General features: G+C 55.0%; 12 protein-coding genes, 4 tRNA genes and 2 rRNA genes (1 of these 18 running past the window's edge). All 18 read left to right on the top strand.

Annotated elements, in window-relative coordinates; translation table 11 throughout:
- Positions 1 to 1,716, top strand: a 23S ribosomal RNA gene (locus M5G20_RS12830); it begins 1,176 nt to the left of the window's first position.
- Between the two features lie 159 nt (positions 1,717 to 1,875).
- Positions 1,876 to 1,991 (top strand): 5S ribosomal RNA (gene rrf / locus M5G20_RS12825).
- Between the two features lie 134 nt (positions 1,992 to 2,125).
- Complete coding sequence (birA, locus tag M5G20_RS12820; RefSeq protein ID WP_273919372.1) at positions 2,126 to 3,085, top strand: bifunctional biotin--[acetyl-CoA-carboxylase] ligase/biotin operon repressor BirA; 960 nt, start codon at positions 2,126 to 2,128, stop codon at positions 3,083 to 3,085.
- A complete protein-coding gene (locus M5G20_RS12815) occupies positions 3,075 to 3,824 on the top strand; it encodes a pantothenate kinase (protein ID WP_273919371.1) in 750 nt (249 codons plus the stop codon). Before birA ends, M5G20_RS12815 begins: the two co-directional genes overlap by 11 nt.
- 7 nt (positions 3,825 to 3,831) lie before the next feature.
- Entirely contained in the window at positions 3,832 to 4,269 is a 438-nt protein-coding gene (locus M5G20_RS12810; protein ID WP_273919370.1) for a hypothetical protein, read from the top strand.
- 143 nt (positions 4,270 to 4,412) lie between these two features.
- A tRNA-Tyr gene (locus M5G20_RS12805) sits at positions 4,413 to 4,497 on the top strand.
- Between the two features lie 24 nt (positions 4,498 to 4,521).
- Positions 4,522 to 4,595 (top strand) — tRNA-Gly (locus M5G20_RS12800).
- A 26-nt stretch (positions 4,596 to 4,621) separates the two neighbouring features.
- A tRNA-Thr gene (locus tag M5G20_RS12795) sits at positions 4,622 to 4,697 on the top strand.
- A 175-nt stretch (positions 4,698 to 4,872) separates the two neighbouring features.
- Positions 4,873 to 4,948, top strand: a tRNA-Trp gene (locus M5G20_RS12790).
- Positions 4,949 to 4,993: 45 nt separating this feature from the next.
- On the top strand, positions 4,994 to 5,362 hold the full coding sequence (gene secE / locus M5G20_RS12785) for a preprotein translocase subunit SecE (protein ID WP_007896620.1): 369 nt from the start codon (positions 4,994 to 4,996) through the stop codon (positions 5,360 to 5,362).
- Between the two features lie 9 nt (positions 5,363 to 5,371).
- Positions 5,372 to 5,905 carry a transcription termination/antitermination protein NusG gene (nusG, locus tag M5G20_RS12780; RefSeq protein WP_007933727.1) on the top strand — a complete coding sequence of 178 codons (534 nt, stop codon included), beginning with the start codon at positions 5,372 to 5,374 and terminating at the stop codon, positions 5,903 to 5,905.
- Between the two features lie 117 nt (positions 5,906 to 6,022).
- On the top strand, positions 6,023 to 6,454 hold the full coding sequence (rplK, locus tag M5G20_RS12775) for a 50S ribosomal protein L11 (RefSeq protein ID WP_007933726.1): 432 nt from the start codon (positions 6,023 to 6,025) through the stop codon (positions 6,452 to 6,454).
- Positions 6,454 to 7,149: a 50S ribosomal protein L1 gene (gene rplA / locus M5G20_RS12770; protein ID WP_008041297.1), complete on the top strand. Its 696-nt coding sequence runs from the start codon at positions 6,454 to 6,456 to the stop codon at positions 7,147 to 7,149. Before rplK ends, rplA begins: the two co-directional genes overlap by 1 nt.
- A gap of 198 nt (positions 7,150 to 7,347) precedes the next feature.
- On the top strand, positions 7,348 to 7,848 hold the full coding sequence (rplJ, locus tag M5G20_RS12765; protein ID WP_007970413.1) for a 50S ribosomal protein L10: 501 nt from the start codon (positions 7,348 to 7,350) through the stop codon (positions 7,846 to 7,848).
- Positions 7,849 to 7,923: 75 nt separating this feature from the next.
- Positions 7,924 to 8,289 (top strand): 50S ribosomal protein L7/L12, encoded by a 366-nt coding sequence (rplL, locus tag M5G20_RS12760; protein WP_056855887.1) that lies wholly within the window; start codon positions 7,924 to 7,926, stop codon positions 8,287 to 8,289.
- 220 nt (positions 8,290 to 8,509) lie between these two features.
- Complete coding sequence (gene rpoB / locus M5G20_RS12755) at positions 8,510 to 12,583, top strand: DNA-directed RNA polymerase subunit beta (protein ID WP_056855886.1); 4,074 nt, start codon at positions 8,510 to 8,512, stop codon at positions 12,581 to 12,583.
- A gap of 64 nt (positions 12,584 to 12,647) precedes the next feature.
- Entirely contained in the window at positions 12,648 to 16,847 is a 4,200-nt protein-coding gene (rpoC, locus tag M5G20_RS12750) for a DNA-directed RNA polymerase subunit beta' (RefSeq protein WP_007970416.1), read from the top strand.
- A gap of 216 nt (positions 16,848 to 17,063) precedes the next feature.
- Positions 17,064 to 17,435, top strand: coding sequence for a 30S ribosomal protein S12 (rpsL, locus tag M5G20_RS12745; RefSeq protein WP_002555494.1), 372 nt, complete (start codon positions 17,064 to 17,066; stop codon positions 17,433 to 17,435).
- The last annotated feature ends 54 nt before the right edge of the window (positions 17,436 to 17,489 follow it).

Genomic DNA, 17,489 nt, shown 5'->3' with positions numbered 1-17,489 from the left:
AGAGGAGCGTTCTGTAAGCCTGTGAAGGTGAGTTGAGAAGCTTGCTGGAGGTATCAGAAGTGCGAATGCTGACATGAGTAACGACAATGGGTGTGAAAAACACCCACGCCGAAAGACCAAGGTTTCCTGCGCAACGTTAATCGACGCAGGGTTAGTCGGTCCCTAAGGCGAGGCTGAAAAGCGTAGTCGATGGAAAACAGGTTAATATTCCTGTACTTCTGGTTATTGCGATGGAGGGACGGAGAAGGCTAGGCCAGCTTGGCGTTGGTTGTCCAAGTTTAAGGTGGTAGGCTGGAATCTTAGGTAAATCCGGGATTCTAAGGCCGAGAGCTGATGACGAGTGTTCTTTTAGAACACGAAGTGGTTGATGCCATGCTTCCAAGAAAAGCTTCTAAGCTTCAGGTAACCAGGAACCGTACCCCAAACCGACACAGGTGGTTGGGTAGAGAATACCAAGGCGCTTGAGAGAACTCGGGTGAAGGAACTAGGCAAAATGGCACCGTAACTTCGGGAGAAGGTGCGCCGGTGAGGGTGAAGGACTTGCTCCGTAAGCCCACGCCGGTCGAAGATACCAGGCCGCTGCGACTGTTTATTAAAAACACAGCACTCTGCAAACACGAAAGTGGACGTATAGGGTGTGACGCCTGCCCGGTGCCGGAAGGTTAATTGATGGGGTTAGCTAACGCGAAGCTCTTGATCGAAGCCCCGGTAAACGGCGGCCGTAACTATAACGGTCCTAAGGTAGCGAAATTCCTTGTCGGGTAAGTTCCGACCTGCACGAATGGCGTAACGATGGCGGCGCTGTCTCCACCCGAGACTCAGTGAAATTGAAATCGCTGTGAAGATGCAGTGTATCCGCGGCTAGACGGAAAGACCCCGTGAACCTTTACTATAGCTTTGCACTGGACTTTGAATTTGCTTGTGTAGGATAGGTGGGAGGCTTTGAAGCGTGGACGCCAGTTCGCGTGGAGCCATCCTTGAAATACCACCCTGGCAACTTTGAGGTTCTAACTCAGGTCCGTTATCCGGATCGAGGACAGTGTATGGTGGGTAGTTTGACTGGGGCGGTCTCCTCCTAAAGAGTAACGGAGGAGTACGAAGGTGCGCTCAGACCGGTCGGAAATCGGTCGTAGAGTATAAAGGCAAAAGCGCGCTTGACTGCGAGACAGACACGTCGAGCAGGTACGAAAGTAGGTCTTAGTGATCCGGTGGTTCTGTATGGAAGGGCCATCGCTCAACGGATAAAAGGTACTCCGGGGATAACAGGCTGATACCGCCCAAGAGTTCATATCGACGGCGGTGTTTGGCACCTCGATGTCGGCTCATCACATCCTGGGGCTGAAGCCGGTCCCAAGGGTATGGCTGTTCGCCATTTAAAGTGGTACGCGAGCTGGGTTTAGAACGTCGTGAGACAGTTCGGTCCCTATCTGCCGTGGACGTTTGAGATTTGAGAGGGGCTGCTCCTAGTACGAGAGGACCGGAGTGGACGAACCTCTGGTGTTCCGGTTGTCACGCCAGTGGCATTGCCGGGTAGCTATGTTCGGAATAGATAACCGCTGAAAGCATCTAAGCGGGAAACTAGCCTCAAGATGAGATCTCACTGGGACCTTGAGTCCCCTGAAGGGCCGTCGAAGACTACGACGTTGATAGGTTGGGTGTGTAAGCGCTGTGAGGCGTTGAGCTAACCAATACTAATTGCCCGTGAGGCTTGACCATATAACACCCAAGCAATTTGATACTCCTAGTTGAAGAAACGAAGAGACCAGATTGCGGTGTGTGAAGACGAAAGAACCGAAAGTTCGATCTTGCAAAACACCTGGCTGTCACATACCCAATTTGCTGAAGCGTCGAAAGACGAGTCGGCACACCGAATTTCTTGACGACCATAGAGCATTGGAACCACCTGATCCCATCCCGAACTCAGCAGTGAAACGATGCATCGCCGATGGTAGTGTGGGGTTTCCCCATGTGAGAGTAGGTCATCGTCAAGATTAAATTCCGAAACCCCAATTGCGAAAGCAGTTGGGGTTTTGTTTTGCCCGCAGGAAAATCTGTCTTCCTCGATTTCTATGCAATTGCTCGGAGCGTGGCTATCATGCGGGCCTCATTGTGAGGCGGGACTTGCATGCTGACGTTGTTAAAGCTTCTTAAAGATGGACGATTCCATTCGGGTCAAGCACTTGGTGCTGCCCTGGGCGTTAGTCGTAGCGCTGTGTGGAAGCAGCTTCAGCATTTGGAGGCTGACCTGGGGTTGTCCATTCATAAAATTCGCGGGCGTGGTTATCAATTGGCGGCTCCATTGACGCTACTTGATCCCGCCGAGATATCGAGGCTTTCTCCTTCTTGGCAATGGCCTGTTCTGGTTTTCGACTCTATTGATTCGACTAACGCTGAGGCTCTTCGAGCGATTGATCGTCTCCAGATAGCGCCTTTTCTGGTGCTCGCCGAGCGGCAGACGGCGGGGCGGGGGCGCCGAGGGCGAAAGTGGGTCAGTCCGTTTGCCGAGAACCTTTACTTCAGTCTGGTATTGCGTATCGACGGTGGGATGCGTCAACTGGAGGGGCTGAGTCTTGTCGTGGGGCTCGCTGTCATGCAGGCGTTGCGTGAGCTTGGGATTTCCGAGGTGGGTTTGAAGTGGCCGAACGATGTCCTGGTAGGTCAAAAGAAGATTGCCGGAATTCTGCTTGAGCTGGTGGGAGATCCAGCAGACGTCTGTCATGTGGTTCTGGGTGTTGGGATTAATGTAAACATGCAGATGACCGACGAAGTTGATCAGCAGTGGACATCCATGCGCCTGGAGTCCGGGAGGATGTTTGATCGTAATCAGCTGGTAGCGACACTCGGAGAGATGCTGCAGAGGTATCTCGCTCGTCATCAGGCCGCCAGCTTTTCTGCTATTCAGGCTGAGTGGGAGCAAAATCACTTGTGGCAGGGGCGCGCTGTGTCATTGATTGCGGGTGTAAATCAAATAGATGGCGAGGTACTGGGTATTGATAGTCAAGGTGCCCTGCGATTGAAGGTGGATGGCGTGGAAAAAGTCTTTAGTGGTGGCGAGCTAAGCCTGAGGTTGCGCAATGATTCTTGAGCTCGACTGCGGAAATAGTTTCATCAAATGGCGTGTGCTCGAATCGAATGCCCGGGTTGCGCTAGGTGGTGGGGTCGTGGATTCGGATCTTGCCTTGCTCGCGGACTTGAAACAGCTCAGCGGGTTGGCGCTCAAGTACTGCCGACTGGTCAGTGTGAGGACGCCGGAGGAGACCGGGTTATTGATCTCTCTGCTGAAGAAGTCCTTCGATGTATCGGTCGTTAGTGCGTCGCCTGCACGAGAGATGTCCGGCGTGCGAAACGGATATGAAGAATTCGAGAAGCTGGGGCTCGACCGTTGGCTAGCCCTGCTCGGTGGATTCCATTTGGCGGGTGGTGCGTGCCTCGTATTGGATTTCGGGACCGCTGTCACTGCCGACTTCGTCGCTGCGGATGGTGGGCATCTCGGTGGGTTCATATGTCCCGGTATGCCATTAATGCGTAATCAGCTTCGCACGCATACTCGCAAGATTCGTTACGGGGATCTTGCGGCTGAGCGTGCTCTGGAAAGTCTCGATCCAGGCCGCACTACAGTTGAGGCTGTCGAGCGGGGTTGTCTGCTGATGCTTCGGGGTTTCGTGCTGACGCAGCTTGAATTGGCGCGGGATCATTGGGGGGAGGGCTTCACGGTTTTCCTTACGGGTGGTGACGCAGCCCTGGTCTCCGAGATGGTGCCTGAAGCCAAGGTAGTCCCTGATCTCGTATTTGTCGGTTTGGCTATGGCGTGCCCTTTGGCCTGAGGTTCTTATGCGTTGGTTGTTTCTGCTGCTGCTTGTTCTCAATGTGTTTTATTACATATGGCATCAACAAGAGGCTCCGCTGCGCGCGAAGGATGTAACGCCTTTGAGCTTGTATCGAGGGTCGCAGCAGGATATCCGGCTGTTGAGCGAGACCGAGGTGCCTAAAGATAAAGAGAAACTCGTCCAGGTCGATCCTGGCTGTCTTTATGTGGGTGGCTTTGCGCGTCAGGATGTTGTTCAGGGGCTTGAGCGAAGACTGACAGGCATGGAAGTGAAGTTCCAGGCGTTGCCTCGGGGCAGCTCTGAATCCGCTGGCTATTGGCTGCGCGTAGCCCCTGAAAGCCGGCGCTGGCTGGATGATCTGCAACTGATAAACCTTTCTAAAGAATTCAATGAGTTAAAACATAAAATAATGCCTTGTGAGGGGGTTGCACCCTTCGAATAGTTTGCATAGAATGGCGCCCGCTCCACAGCGAACACCGGAAACGGTGAGCGAAGTGAAGCGAGGTCAACGCAGCTAAGCTCAGGTTTTTAATGAGAAAAATGCTTGACAGAAGGCTGGCATGATGTAGAATGTCGGCTCGCTTAGGAGGGGTTCCCGAGCGGCCAAAGGGATCAGACTGTAAATCTGACGTCTACGACTTCGAAGGTTCGAATCCTTCCCCCTCCACCATTTTTAGCGAGAGCTGTAAGCCTCGCGGGTATAGTTTAGTGGTAGAACCTCAGCCTTCCAAGCTGATGATGCGGGTTCGATTCCCGCTACCCGCTCCAAGTTTACAGGTTTTGCACAGTGTTTCGCTCTTGTAGCTCAGTTGGTAGAGCACACCCTTGGTAAGGGTGAGGTCAGCGGTTCAAATCCGCTCAAGAGCTCCATATAACAAGGCAGATATGAAAATATCTGCCTTTGTTTTAAGGGCTGGGGTTGTAGTCGGTCGCGCCGCAGGGTTGGATGTTTCGCTTGCTGGTGTTGGTGCCGTGCCTGGGTCTCAGAGTTAAATGTTGTAAAGTCTTTTTCGGGCCGGCATAATGGTCGGCCTGATTTTGTTTTAGGTCAGTAGCTCAATTGGCAGAGCGACGGTCTCCAAAACCGTAGGTTGGGGGTTCGATTCCCTCCTGACCTGCCAGATTCACTCGGTGTATCTGGCTTTCTTTTCACAGGATCTTCATAGATGACTCCTAAAGCTGAAGCTCAAGGCTCTCGCTTCGATCTGCTCAAGTGGCTAGTGGTAGTCGCTTTGGTGGTTGTTGGCGTTGTTGGTAATCAGTATTACTCTGCTTCGCCGATCCTGTACCGCGTACTCGCATTGCTTGTGATTGCTGCTGTAGCTGCCTTTGTAGGCCTGCAGACAGTTAAGGGCAAGTCTTTCTTCGTACTGGTTAAGGAAGCGCGCACCGAGATTCGTAAAGTCGTATGGCCAACTCGCCAAGAAACCACGCAGACCACGTTGATCGTTGTGGCTGTTGTCCTGGTTATGGCGTTGCTGTTGTGGGGGCTTGATTCCCTGCTCGGTTGGCTTGTCTCCTTGATTGTCGGCTAAGGGTGTCCCGTGGCTAAGCGTTGGTATGTTGTGCATGCTTACTCGGGTTACGAGAAGCATGTCATGCGTTCGTTGATCGAGCGTGTAAAGCTGGCTGGCATGGAAGATGGCTTCGGCGAGATTCTGGTTCCCACTGAAGAAGTGGTCGAGATGCGCAATGGCCAGAAGCGCAAGAGCGAGCGTAAGTTCTTCCCTGGCTATGTGCTGGTCCAGATGGATATGAATGAGGGTACTTGGCACTTGGTCAAGGATACTCCTCGGGTGATGGGTTTTATCGGCGGTACAGCTGATAAGCCGGCACCGATTACTGATAAAGAGGCAGAAGCGATTCTGCGTCGCGTCGCTGACGGTAGCGATAAGCCTAAGCCGAAGACGTTGTTCGAGCCGGGCGAGTCGGTCCGCGTTAACGACGGTCCGTTTGCCGATTTCACCGGCACGGTCGAAGAGGTTAACTACGAGAAGAGCCGGATCCAGGTCGCAGTGCTCATTTTCGGACGCTCTACCCCGGTAGAGTTGGAGTTCAGTCAGGTCGAAAAGGTCTAACTGAGCAAGCATCCCAACCCCGCAGCCTTAGGCTGTGGGGTTTTGTCGTCACTGGGATAAACGCGCAAGTAACCGGGGAGCCTTTCGAGGCGTTTGAACCCGTAATTGGAGTGCCTCATGGCCAAGAAGATTACCGCTTACATCAAGCTGCAAGTGAAGGCCGCTCAGGCTAACCCAAGCCCACCTGTTGGTCCTGCTCTGGGTCAGCACGGCGTGAACATCATGGAATTCTGCAAGGCTTTCAACGCCCGTACTCAGGGTCTTGAGCCAGGTCTGCCGACTCCAGTGATCATCACTGTCTACAGCGACCGTAGCTTCACGTTCGAAACCAAATCCACCCCTGCTTCGGTTCTGCTGAAGAAGGCGGCCGGTCTGACCAGCGGTTCCGCTCGTCCGAACACCGTTAAGGTTGGCACTGTAACTCGTGCTCAGCTGGAAGAAATCGCGAAAACCAAAAACGCGGATCTGACTGCAGCTGATATGGAAGCAGCCGTGCGTACCATCGCCGGTTCTGCTCGTAGCATGGGCCTTAACGTGGAGGGTGTGTAATGGCTAAGCTGACCAAGCGTCAAAAGGCTATCGCCGGCAAAATCGAAGCAGGCAAGTCCTACAACTTTGTAGACGCTGCTGCCCTGCTGGCTGAGCTGTCGACTGTCAAGTTCAGCGAGTCGTTCGACGTAGCTGTTAACCTGGGCGTTGACCCGCGTAAATCCGACCAGGTCGTTCGTAGCGCAACTGTGCTGCCACACGGCACTGGCAAGACCGTTCGCGTTGCTGTGTTCACCCAGGGTCCAGCTGCTGAGGCCGCTCTGGCTGCCGGCGCTGACCGTGTAGGTATGGACGACCTGGCTGCCGAAATGAAAGGCGGCGACCTGAACTATGACGTAGTTATCGCATCCCCGGATGCAATGCGCGTTGTGGGTCAGTTGGGTCAGATCCTCGGTCCACGTGGTCTGATGCCTAACCCTAAAGTCGGCACCGTAACTCCAGACGTAGCTACCGCGGTTAAAAACGCCAAGGCTGGTCAGGTTCGTTATCGCACCGACAAAAACGGCATCATCCACACTTCCGTTGGCAAGATCGGCTTCGATGCTGTCAAGCTGAAGGAAAACGTTGAAGCCCTGATCGCTGATCTGAAGCGTATCAAGCCAGCTTCCTCGAAAGGTATCTACGTCAAGCGCGTTACCCTGAGCACCACTATGGGCCCAGGTCTGGTCATCGACCAAAGCTCGCTCGACGCTTAAGACAAAGATTGGCGCAAGTGATTGCGTCAATTGAAAAATTGGGGTCCCTGCCTGGCGGGGGCTATCCAAGACCGTAGGCGACGCAAGTCTTAAACCACAAGCCTACGCAGATGGTGCTCCCGGTTCCTTACCGAATCAGACACCAAAACGACATCCGGTTTCGACCAGATGAAACGGTAACAAGCAGGAGTTAAACCCGTGGCAATTAAACTCGAAGACAAGAAGGCCATCGTCGCTGAAGTCAACGAGGCTGCCAAAGTCGCTCTGTCCGCTGTCGTGGCTGATGCCCGTGGCGTAACAGTAGGCGCGATGACCGGACTCCGTAAAGAGGCTCGTGAAGCTGGCGTTTACGTACGTGTTGTACGTAACACCCTGCTCAAGCGCGCTGTTGCTGACACTGAATTCAGTGTCCTCAATGACGTGTTCACTGGCCCTACCCTGATTGCATTCTCCAAAGAACATCCAGGCGCTGCTGCCCGGATCTTCAAAGAGTTCGCAAAGGGTCAGGACAAGTTCGAGATCAAGGCAGCTGCGTTCGAGGGCAAGTTCCTCGCAGCTAACCAAATCGACGTACTGGCAACTCTGCCGACCCGTGACGAAGCAATTTCTCAGCTGATGAGCGTGATTCAAGGCGCTACCAGCAAATTGGCTCGTACCCTGGCGGCAATTCGCGACCAGAAAGAAGCTGCTGCAGCCTAAGGCTCGTCAACTTCTCGCGTTTTTTGTTTTTTTCGATGGTCGCGTAGGCCGTCCCCAATATCAGGAATTAGATTCATGTCTATCTCTCAGAACGATATCCTTGAAGCAGTTGGCAACATGTCCGTAATGGAAGTTGTTGAGCTGATCAAAGCTTTCGAAGAAAAATTCGGCGTTACCGCTGCTGCTGCATCGGCTGGTCCAGCTGCTGCTGCCGCCGTTGTTGAAGAGCAAACTGAATTCAACGTCATGCTGACCGAAGCTGGCGAGAAGAAAGTTAACGTGATCAAGGCAGTACGTGAACTGACCGGTCTGGGCCTGAAAGAAGCCAAGGCTGTAGTTGACGGCGCTCCTGCCATGGTTCTGGAAGCTGTTGCCAAAGACGCAGCTGACAAAGCCAAAGCAGCTCTGGAAGAAGCAGGCGCTAAAGTCGAGCTGAAGTAAGCATCGACTTTGCTCCTCCAGCCCGAGCGATAAGCGACAGGCTGATGGCTGGTGGCTCTTGCCACCGGCCTTTTTCCGTTATTGGCAGCCGACTGGGTCGGTGCCGATAACGTGCTGTAACCACCCGATGCGGTGGCGCAAACCATGGGGTTTGCACGATTTTCTGGCTGCTCCCGTCGGGAGGGGCCAAACAAGCAGGTGACCAAGCTGGGGAACGCTGATGGCTTACTCATATACTGAGAAAAAACGTATCCGCAAGGACTTTAGCAAGTTGCCGGACGTCATGGATGTGCCGTACCTCCTGGCCATCCAGCTGGATTCGTATCGTGAATTCTTGCAAGCGGGAGCGACTAAAGATCAGTTCCGCGACGTGGGCCTGCATGCGGCCTTCAAATCCGTTTTCCCGATCATCAGCTACTCCGGCAATGCTGCGCTGGAGTACGTCGGATATCGTCTGGGCGAACCGGCATTTGATGTCAAAGAATGCGTATTGCGCGGTGTAACTTACGCCGTACCTTTGCGGGTAAAAGTGCGCCTGATCATTTTCGACAAAGAATCGTCGAACAAAGCGATCAAGGACATCAAAGAGCAAGAAGTCTACATGGGTGAAATCCCCCTGATGACTGAGAACGGTACCTTCGTAATCAACGGTACCGAGCGTGTAATCGTTTCCCAGCTGCACCGTTCCCCGGGCGTGTTCTTTGACCACGACCGTGGCAAGACGCACAGCTCCGGTAAACTGTTGTACTCCGCGCGCATCATTCCTTACCGCGGTTCGTGGCTGGACTTCGAGTTCGACCCGAAAGACTGCGTGTTCGTGCGTATCGACCGTCGTCGCAAGCTTCCTGCATCGGTACTGCTGCGCGCGCTCGGCTATACCACCGAGGAAGTGCTGGACGCGTTCTACACCACCAACGTTTTCCATGTGAAGGGCGAGAACCTGAGCCTGGAGCTGGTGCCTCAGCGTCTGCGTGGTGAAATCGCTGTTCTGGATATCCAGGACGACAAAGGCAAGGTTATTGTCGAGCAAGGTCGTCGTATCACCGCTCGCCACATCAACCAGCTGGAAAAAGCCGGGATCAAAGAGCTGGAAGTGCCACTGGACTACGTCCTGGGTCGCACTACCGCCAAGGTCATCGTGCATCCGGCAACCGGCGAAATCCTGGCAGAGTGCAACACCGAGCTGAACACCGAGATCCTGGCGAAAATCGCCAAGGCCGGCGTTGTTCGAATCGAAACTCTGTACACCAACGACATCGACTGCGGGCCGTTCGTCTCCGACACGCTGAAGATTGACTCCACCAGCAACCAACTGGAAGCGCTGGTCGAGATCTATCGCATGATGCGTCCTGGCGAGCCGCCAACCAAAGACGCTGCCGAAACCCTGTTCAACAACCTGTTCTTCAGCCCTGAGCGCTATGACCTGTCTGCGGTCGGCCGGATGAAGTTCAACCGTCGTATCGGTCGTACCGAGATCGAAGGTTCGGGCGTGCTGTGCAAGGAAGATATCGTCGCGGTATTGAAGACTCTGGTCGACATCCGTAACGGTAAAGGCATCGTCGATGACATCGACCACCTGGGTAACCGTCGTGTTCGCTGCGTAGGCGAAATGGCCGAGAACCAGTTCCGCGTTGGCCTGGTGCGTGTTGAGCGTGCGGTCAAAGAGCGTCTGTCGATGGCTGAAAGCGAAGGCCTGATGCCGCAAGACCTGATCAACGCCAAGCCAGTGGCTGCGGCGGTGAAAGAGTTCTTCGGTTCCAGCCAGCTGTCCCAGTTCATGGACCAGAACAACCCGCTGTCCGAGATCACCCACAAGCGTCGTGTCTCTGCACTCGGCCCTGGCGGTCTGACTCGCGAGCGTGCTGGCTTTGAAGTTCGTGACGTACACCCGACTCACTACGGTCGTGTATGCCCGATTGAAACGCCGGAAGGTCCGAACATCGGTCTGATCAACTCCCTGGCCGCCTATGCGCGCACCAACCAGTACGGCTTCCTCGAGAGCCCGTACCGTGTGGTGAAAGACGCTCTGGTCACCGACGAGATCGTATTCCTGTCCGCTATCGAAGAAGCAGATCACGTGATCGCTCAGGCTTCGGCCACGATGAACGACAAGAAAGTCCTGATCGACGAGCTGGTAGCTGTTCGTCACTTGAACGAATTCACCGTCAAGGCGCCGGAAGACGTCACCTTGATGGACGTTTCGCCGAAGCAGGTAGTGTCGGTCGCCGCGTCGCTGATTCCGTTCCTCGAGCACGACGACGCCAACCGTGCGTTGATGGGTTCGAACATGCAGCGTCAAGCTGTACCAACCCTGCGTGCAGACAAGCCGCTGGTAGGTACCGGCATGGAGCGTAACGTAGCCCGTGACTCCGGCGTTTGCGTCGTGGCTCGTCGTGGCGGCGTGATCGACTCTGTCGACGCCAGCCGTATCGTGGTTCGTGTTGCTGATGATGAAGTTGAAACCGGTGAAGCTGGTGTCGACATCTACAACCTGACCAAATACACCCGCTCCAACCAGAACACCTGCATCAACCAGCGTCCGCTGGTGCGTAAAGGTGATCGGGTTCAGCGTAGCGACATCATGGCCGACGGCCCGTCCACCGACATGGGTGAACTGGCGCTGGGTCAGAACATGCGCATCGCCTTCATGGCATGGAACGGCTTCAACTTCGAAGACTCCATCTGCCTGTCGGAGCGCGTTGTTCAAGAAGACCGTTTCACCACGATCCACATTCAGGAACTGACCTGTGTGGCCCGTGACACCAAGCTTGGCCCAGAGGAAATCACTGCAGACATCCCGAACGTGGGTGAAGCTGCACTGAACAAGCTGGACGAAGCCGGTATCGTTTACGTGGGTGCTGAAGTAGGCGCAGGCGACATCCTGGTTGGTAAGGTCACTCCGAAAGGCGAGACCCAGCTGACTCCGGAAGAAAAACTGCTGCGTGCGATCTTTGGTGAGAAAGCCAGCGACGTTAAAGACACCTCCCTGCGCGTACCTACCGGTACCAAAGGTACTGTCATCGACGTACAGGTCTTCACCCGTGACGGCGTTGAGCGTGATGCTCGTGCACTGTCGATCGAGAAGTCTCAGCTCGACGAGATCCGCAAGGACTTGAACGAAGAGTTCCGTATCGTTGAAGGTGCTACTTTCGAACGTCTGCGTTCCGCTCTGGTCGGCCACAAAGCCGAAGGCGGCGCCGGTCTGAAGAAGGGTCAGGACATCACCGACGAAGTACTCGACGGTCTTGAGCACGGCCAGTGGTTCAAACTGCGCATGGCTGAAGATGCTCTGAACGAGCAACTCGAGAAGGCTCAGGCCTACATCGTTGATCGTCGCCGTCTGCTGGACGACAAGTTCGAAGACAAGAAGCGCAAACTGCAGCAGGGCGATGACCTGGCTCCAGGCGTGCTGAAGATCGTCAAGGTCTACCTGGCAATCCGTCGCCGCATCCAGCCGGGCGACAAAATGGCCGGTCGTCACGGTAACAAGGGTGTGGTCTCCGTGATCATGCCGGTTGAAGACATGCCGCACGATGCCAATGGCACCCCGGTCGACGTCGTTCTCAACCCGTTGGGCGTACCTTCGCGTATGAACGTTGGTCAGATCCTCGAAACCCACCTGGGCCTCGCGGCCAAAGGTCTGGGCGAGAAGATCAACCGCATGGTTGAAGAGCAGCGCAAAGTCGCCGAGCTGCGTAAATTCCTGCACGAGATCTATAACGAGATCGGCGGTCGTCAGGAAAGCCTCGATGACTTCTCGGATCAGGAAATTCTGGATCTGGCTCAAAACCTGCGTGGCGGCGTTCCTATGGCCACTCCAGTGTTCGACGGCGCCAAGGAAAGCGAAATCAAGGCCATGCTGAAACTGGCAGACCTGCCAGAAAGCGGCCAGATGCAGCTGACCGACGGCCGTACCGGCAACAAGTTCGAGCGCCCGGTTACCGTTGGCTACATGTACATGCTGAAGCTGAACCACTTGGTAGACGACAAGATGCACGCTCGTTCTACCGGTTCGTACAGCCTGGTTACCCAGCAGCCGCTGGGTGGTAAGGCGCAGTTCGGTGGTCAGCGTTTCGGGGAGATGGAGGTCTGGGCACTGGAAGCATACGGTGCCGCTTACACTCTGCAAGAAATGCTCACAGTGAAGTCGGACGATGTGAACGGCCGTACCAAGATGTACAAAAACATCGTGGATGGCGATCACCGTATGGAGCCGGGCATGCCCGAGTCCTTCAACGTGTTGATCAAGGAAATTCGTTCCCTCGGCATCGATATCGATCTGGAAACCGAATAACACGTGACGCGAATCGAGAGCGGGGCAGGATTGCCCGCTCTCTGCTCCGCCAGGAGGAAAGGCCTTGAAAGACCTACTGAATTTGCTGAAAAACCAGGGTCAAGTCGAAGAGTTCGACGCCATCCGTATCGGATTGGCATCGCCTGAGATGATCCGTTCGTGGTCGTTCGGTGAAGTTAAAAAGCCGGAAACCATTAACTACCGTACGTTCAAACCTGAGCGTGACGGCCTGTTCTGCGCCAAGATCTTTGGCCCGGTAAAGGATTACGAGTGCCTGTGCGGTAAGTACAAGCGCTTGAAGCATCGTGGCGTGATCTGCGAGAAGTGCGGTGTTGAAGTCGCGCTGGCAAAAGTTCGTCGTGAGCGCATGGCGCACATCGAACTGGCCTCGCCTGTTGCCCACATCTGGTTCCTGAAATCGCTGCCGTCCCGTATCGGCTTGCTGATGGACATGACCCTGCGTGATATCGAGCGCGTTCTCTACTTCGAGAGCTATGTCGTTATCGATCCAGGCATGACCACTCTTGAAAAAGGTCAGCTGCTGAACGACGAGCAGTACTTCGAAGCGCTGGAAGAGTTCGGCGACGATTTCGATGCCCGCATGGGTGCCGAAGCTGTCCGCGAGCTGCTGCACGCTATCGACCTGGAGCACGAGATTGGCCGTCTGCGCGAAGAAATTCCGCAAACCAACTCCGAAACCAAGATCAAGAAGCTGTCCAAGCGTCTGAAGTTGATGGAAGCCTTCCAGGGTTCCGGCAACCTGCCAGAGTGGATGGTGCTGACCGTTCTGCCGGTTCTGCCGCCAGATCTGCGTCCACTGGTCCCGCTGGATGGCGGTCGCTTCGCGACTTCCGACCTCAACGATCTGTATCGTCGAGTGATCAACCGTAACAACCGCTTGAAGCGCCTGCTGGATCTGTCCGCGCCGGACATCATCGTGCGCAACGAAAAGCGTATGTTGCAGGAAGCCGTCGACGCACTGCTCGACAACGGTCGTCGCGGTCGCGCTATCACCGGTTCGAACAAGCGTCCTCTGAAATCCCTGGCTGACATGATCAAGGGTAAGCAGGGTCGTTTCCGTCAGAACTTGCTCGGTAAGCGTGTTGACTACTCCGGTCGTTCGGTAATTACCGTAGGTCCGACCCTGCGTCTGCACCAGTGCGGTCTGCCGAAGAAAATGGCTCTCGAGCTGTTCAAGCCGTTCATTTTCGGCAAGCTGGAAATGCGTGGTCTCGCTACCACCATCAAAGCTGCCAAGAAGATGGTTGAGCGCGAGCTGCCGGAAGTTTGGGACGTTCTCGCTGAAGTGATTCGCGAACACCCGGTTCTTCTCAACCGTGCACCGACCCTTCACCGTCTGGGTATCCAGGCGTTTGAACCGGTACTGATCGAAGGTAAGGCTATCCAGCTGCACCCTCTGGTCTGCGCCGCGTACAACGCCGACTTCGACGGTGACCAAATGGCCGTGCACGTACCGCTGACGCTGGAAGCTCAGCTGGAAGCGCGTGCGTTGATGATGTCGACCAACAACATTCTGTCGCCAGCCAACGGTGAGCCAATCATCGTTCCGTCGCAGGACGTTGTATTGGGTCTGTACTACATGACTCGTGAAGCGATCAACGCCAAAGGCGAAGGTCGTGTGTTCGCGGATCTCCAGGAAGTTGACCGTGTGTTCCGTGCCGGCGAAGCCGCACTGCACGCTAAAGTCAAAGTGCGGATCAACGAAACCGTCAACGACCGTGATGGCGGCAGCGTGACCAACACCCGTATCGTCGACACCACTGTCGGCCGTGCGCTGTTGTTCCAGGTTGTGCCAAAAGGTCTGTCGTACGATGTCGTCAACCTGCCGATGAAGAAAAAAGCGATCTCCAAGCTGATCAACCAGTGCTACCGCGTGGTTGGTCTGAAAGAGACCGTGATCTTCGCTGACCAGTTGATGTACACCGGTTTTGCCTACTCGACCATTTCCGGCGTTTCCATCGGCGTTAACGACTTCGTTATCCCGGATGAAAAAGCCCGCATCATCGGTGCTGCTACCGACGAAGTGAAAGAAATCGAAAGTCAGTACGCCTCCGGCCTGGTTACCCAGGGCGAGAAGTACAACAAAGTGATCGACCTTTGGTCCAAGGCGAACGACGAAGTTTCCAAGGCAATGATGGCCAACCTCTCGAAAGAGAAAGTCATCGACCGTCATGGCGTCGAAGTCGACCAAGAGTCTTTCAACTCGATGTACATGATGGCCGACTCGGGTGCGCGGGGTTCCGCAGCACAGATTCGTCAGCTGGCCGGTATGCGTGGCCTGATGGCCAAGCCGGACGGCTCCATCATTGAAACGCCGATTACTGCGAACTTCCGTGAAGGTTTGAGCGTACTTCAGTACTTCATCTCGACTCACGGTGCTCGTAAGGGTCTGGCGGATACCGCGTTGAAAACTGCGAACTCCGGTTACCTGACTCGTCGTCTGGTAGACGTTGCGCAAGATCTGGTTGTAACCGAGATCGATTGCGGCACCGAACACGGTCTGCTGATGACTCCGCACATTGAAGGCGGTGACGTTGTAGAGCCGCTGGGTGAGCGCGTATTGGGTCGTGTTATTGCCCGTGACGTATTCAAGCCAGGTACCGAAGACGTTATCGTTCCTGCCGGCACGCTGGTAGACGAGAAGTGGGTTGAATTCATCGAGCTGAACAGCATCGACGAAGTGATCGTGCGTTCGCCGATCAGCTGCGAAACCCGCTACGGCATTTGCGCCAAGTGCTACGGCCGTGACTTGGCTCGTGGTCACCAGGTGAACATTGGTGAAGCTGTCGGCGTAATCGCTGCACAGTCGATCGGTGAGCCGGGTACCCAGCTGACGATGCGTACGTTCCACATCGGTGGTGCTGCAAGCCGGACCTCCGCTGCTGACAGCGTTCAGGTGAAGAATGGCGGTACCGTCCGTCTGCACAACCTGAAGCACGTTGAGCGAGTGGATGGTCACCTGGTTGCTGTGTCCCGTTCCGGTGAGCTGGCCATCGCTGATGACTTCGGTCGTGAGCGTGAGCGTTACAAGCTGCCGTACGGTGCTGTGATTTCGGTTAAAGAAGGTGACAAGGTCGACGCTGGCGCAATCGTGGCCAAGTGGGATCCGCACACTCACCCAATCGTTACCGAAATGAAAGGTACCGTGACCTACGTGGGCATGGAAGAAGGCATCACGATCAAGCGTCAGACTGACGAATTGACCGGTATGACCAACATTGAAGTACTCGATGCCAAAGACCGTCCAGCGGCTGGTAAGGACATCCGTCCTGCCGTGAAGATGGTCGACGACAACGGCAAGGATCTGTTGCTGCCAGGCACTGACGTTATCGCTCAGTACTTCCTGCCAGCCAACGCCTTGGTCGGTGTAGCGGATGGTGCGAAGATCGCGATCGGTGACGTTATCGCTCGTATCCCGCAAGAGACTTCGAAGACCCGTGACATCACCGGTGGTCTGCCGCGTGTTGCCGACTTGTTCGAAGCTCGTCGTCCGAAAGAAGCGTCGATTCTGGCTGAAGTCAGCGGCACCATCGCGTTCGGTAAAGAGACCAAGGGCAAGCGCCGTCTGGTCATTACTCCGAACGACGGTAGCGATCCGTATGAAGAGCTGATTCCGAAGTGGCGTCACCTGAACGTGTTCGAAGGCGAGCAGGTAAACCGCGGCGAAGTTATCTCCGACGGCCCGAGCGATCCACACGACATCCTGCGTCTGCTGGGTGTGAGTGCGCTGGCCAAGTACATCGTTAACGAGATCCAGGACGTTTACCGTCTGCAAGGCGTGAAGATCAACGATAAGCACATCGAGACCATCCTGCGTCAGATGCTGCGTAAAGTTGAAATTGCTGAATCCGGCGATTCCAGTTTCATCAAGGGCGACCAGATGGAATTGACTCACGTTCTGGTAGAGAACGAGCGCCTGGCGACTGAAGACAAGTTTGTCTCCAAGTTCACTCGCGTTCTGCTGGGTATCACCAAGGCATCGCTGTCCACCGAATCGTTCATCTCGGCGGCTTCCTTCCAGGAAACCACTCGCGTACTGACTGAAGCGGCGGTAACCGGCAAGCGTGATTACCTGCGCGGCCTGAAAGAAAACGTGGTCGTGGGTCGTCTGATCCCGGCTGGTACCGGCCTGGCTTATCACAGCGAGCGTAAGCGTCGTCGTGATGCCGACAAGCCGTTGCGCGTAAGCGCCAGTGAAGTGGAAGCTGCACTGACCGAAGCGCTGAACTCTAGCGGTAACTGAGTTCTGCGATAAATGAGCGTAAGGCCCTGGCAGCTCCGTTCATCGAATCAAGACAATTTGTCGAGGTTCGATGGGTGGAGACGTCGGGGCCTTGCCTTGACTGGGGACAAGATCCTCTTTAGACTCTTGTACCCCTAAATTTGGCGGGGATTCGTTCCTGCCATTTTGCTTTTCTTGCAAGACAATAGCGTCGCAAGACAACAGTGGAGCTAGTAGATGGCAACTATCAACCAGCTGGTACGTCAGCCGCGTAAGCGTATCGTCGAGAAATCCGACGTACCTGCGCTGCAGAACTGCCCGCAACGTCGTGGCGTGTGCACCCGTGTGTATACCACTACGCCGAAAAAACCTAACTCGGCACTGCGTAAAGTATGCCGTGTGCGTCTGACCAACGGTTTCGAGGTTTCCTCGTACATCGGTGGTGAAGGCCACAACCTGCAAGAGCACAGCGTGGTACTGATCCGCGGCGGTCGTGTAAAAGACTTGCCAGGTGTTCGTTACCACACCGTTCGCGGTTCTTTGGATACTTCCGGCGTTAAAGGTCGTAACCAGGGTCGTTCGAAGTACGGTACCAAGAAGCCTAAGTAGTAGCGGCTTTTTGTAAAACTGATTTTCTATTTTTCTGAGTCGATAAGAGTAAGG

The sequence above is a fragment of the Pseudomonas sp. TNT2022 ID1044 genome, assembly GCF_028656895.1.
In the GTDB taxonomy this organism is placed as follows: Bacteria; Pseudomonadota; Gammaproteobacteria; order Pseudomonadales; family Pseudomonadaceae; genus Aquipseudomonas; species Aquipseudomonas reinekei.
This window is presented reverse-complemented; position numbering and strand designations above follow the sequence as displayed.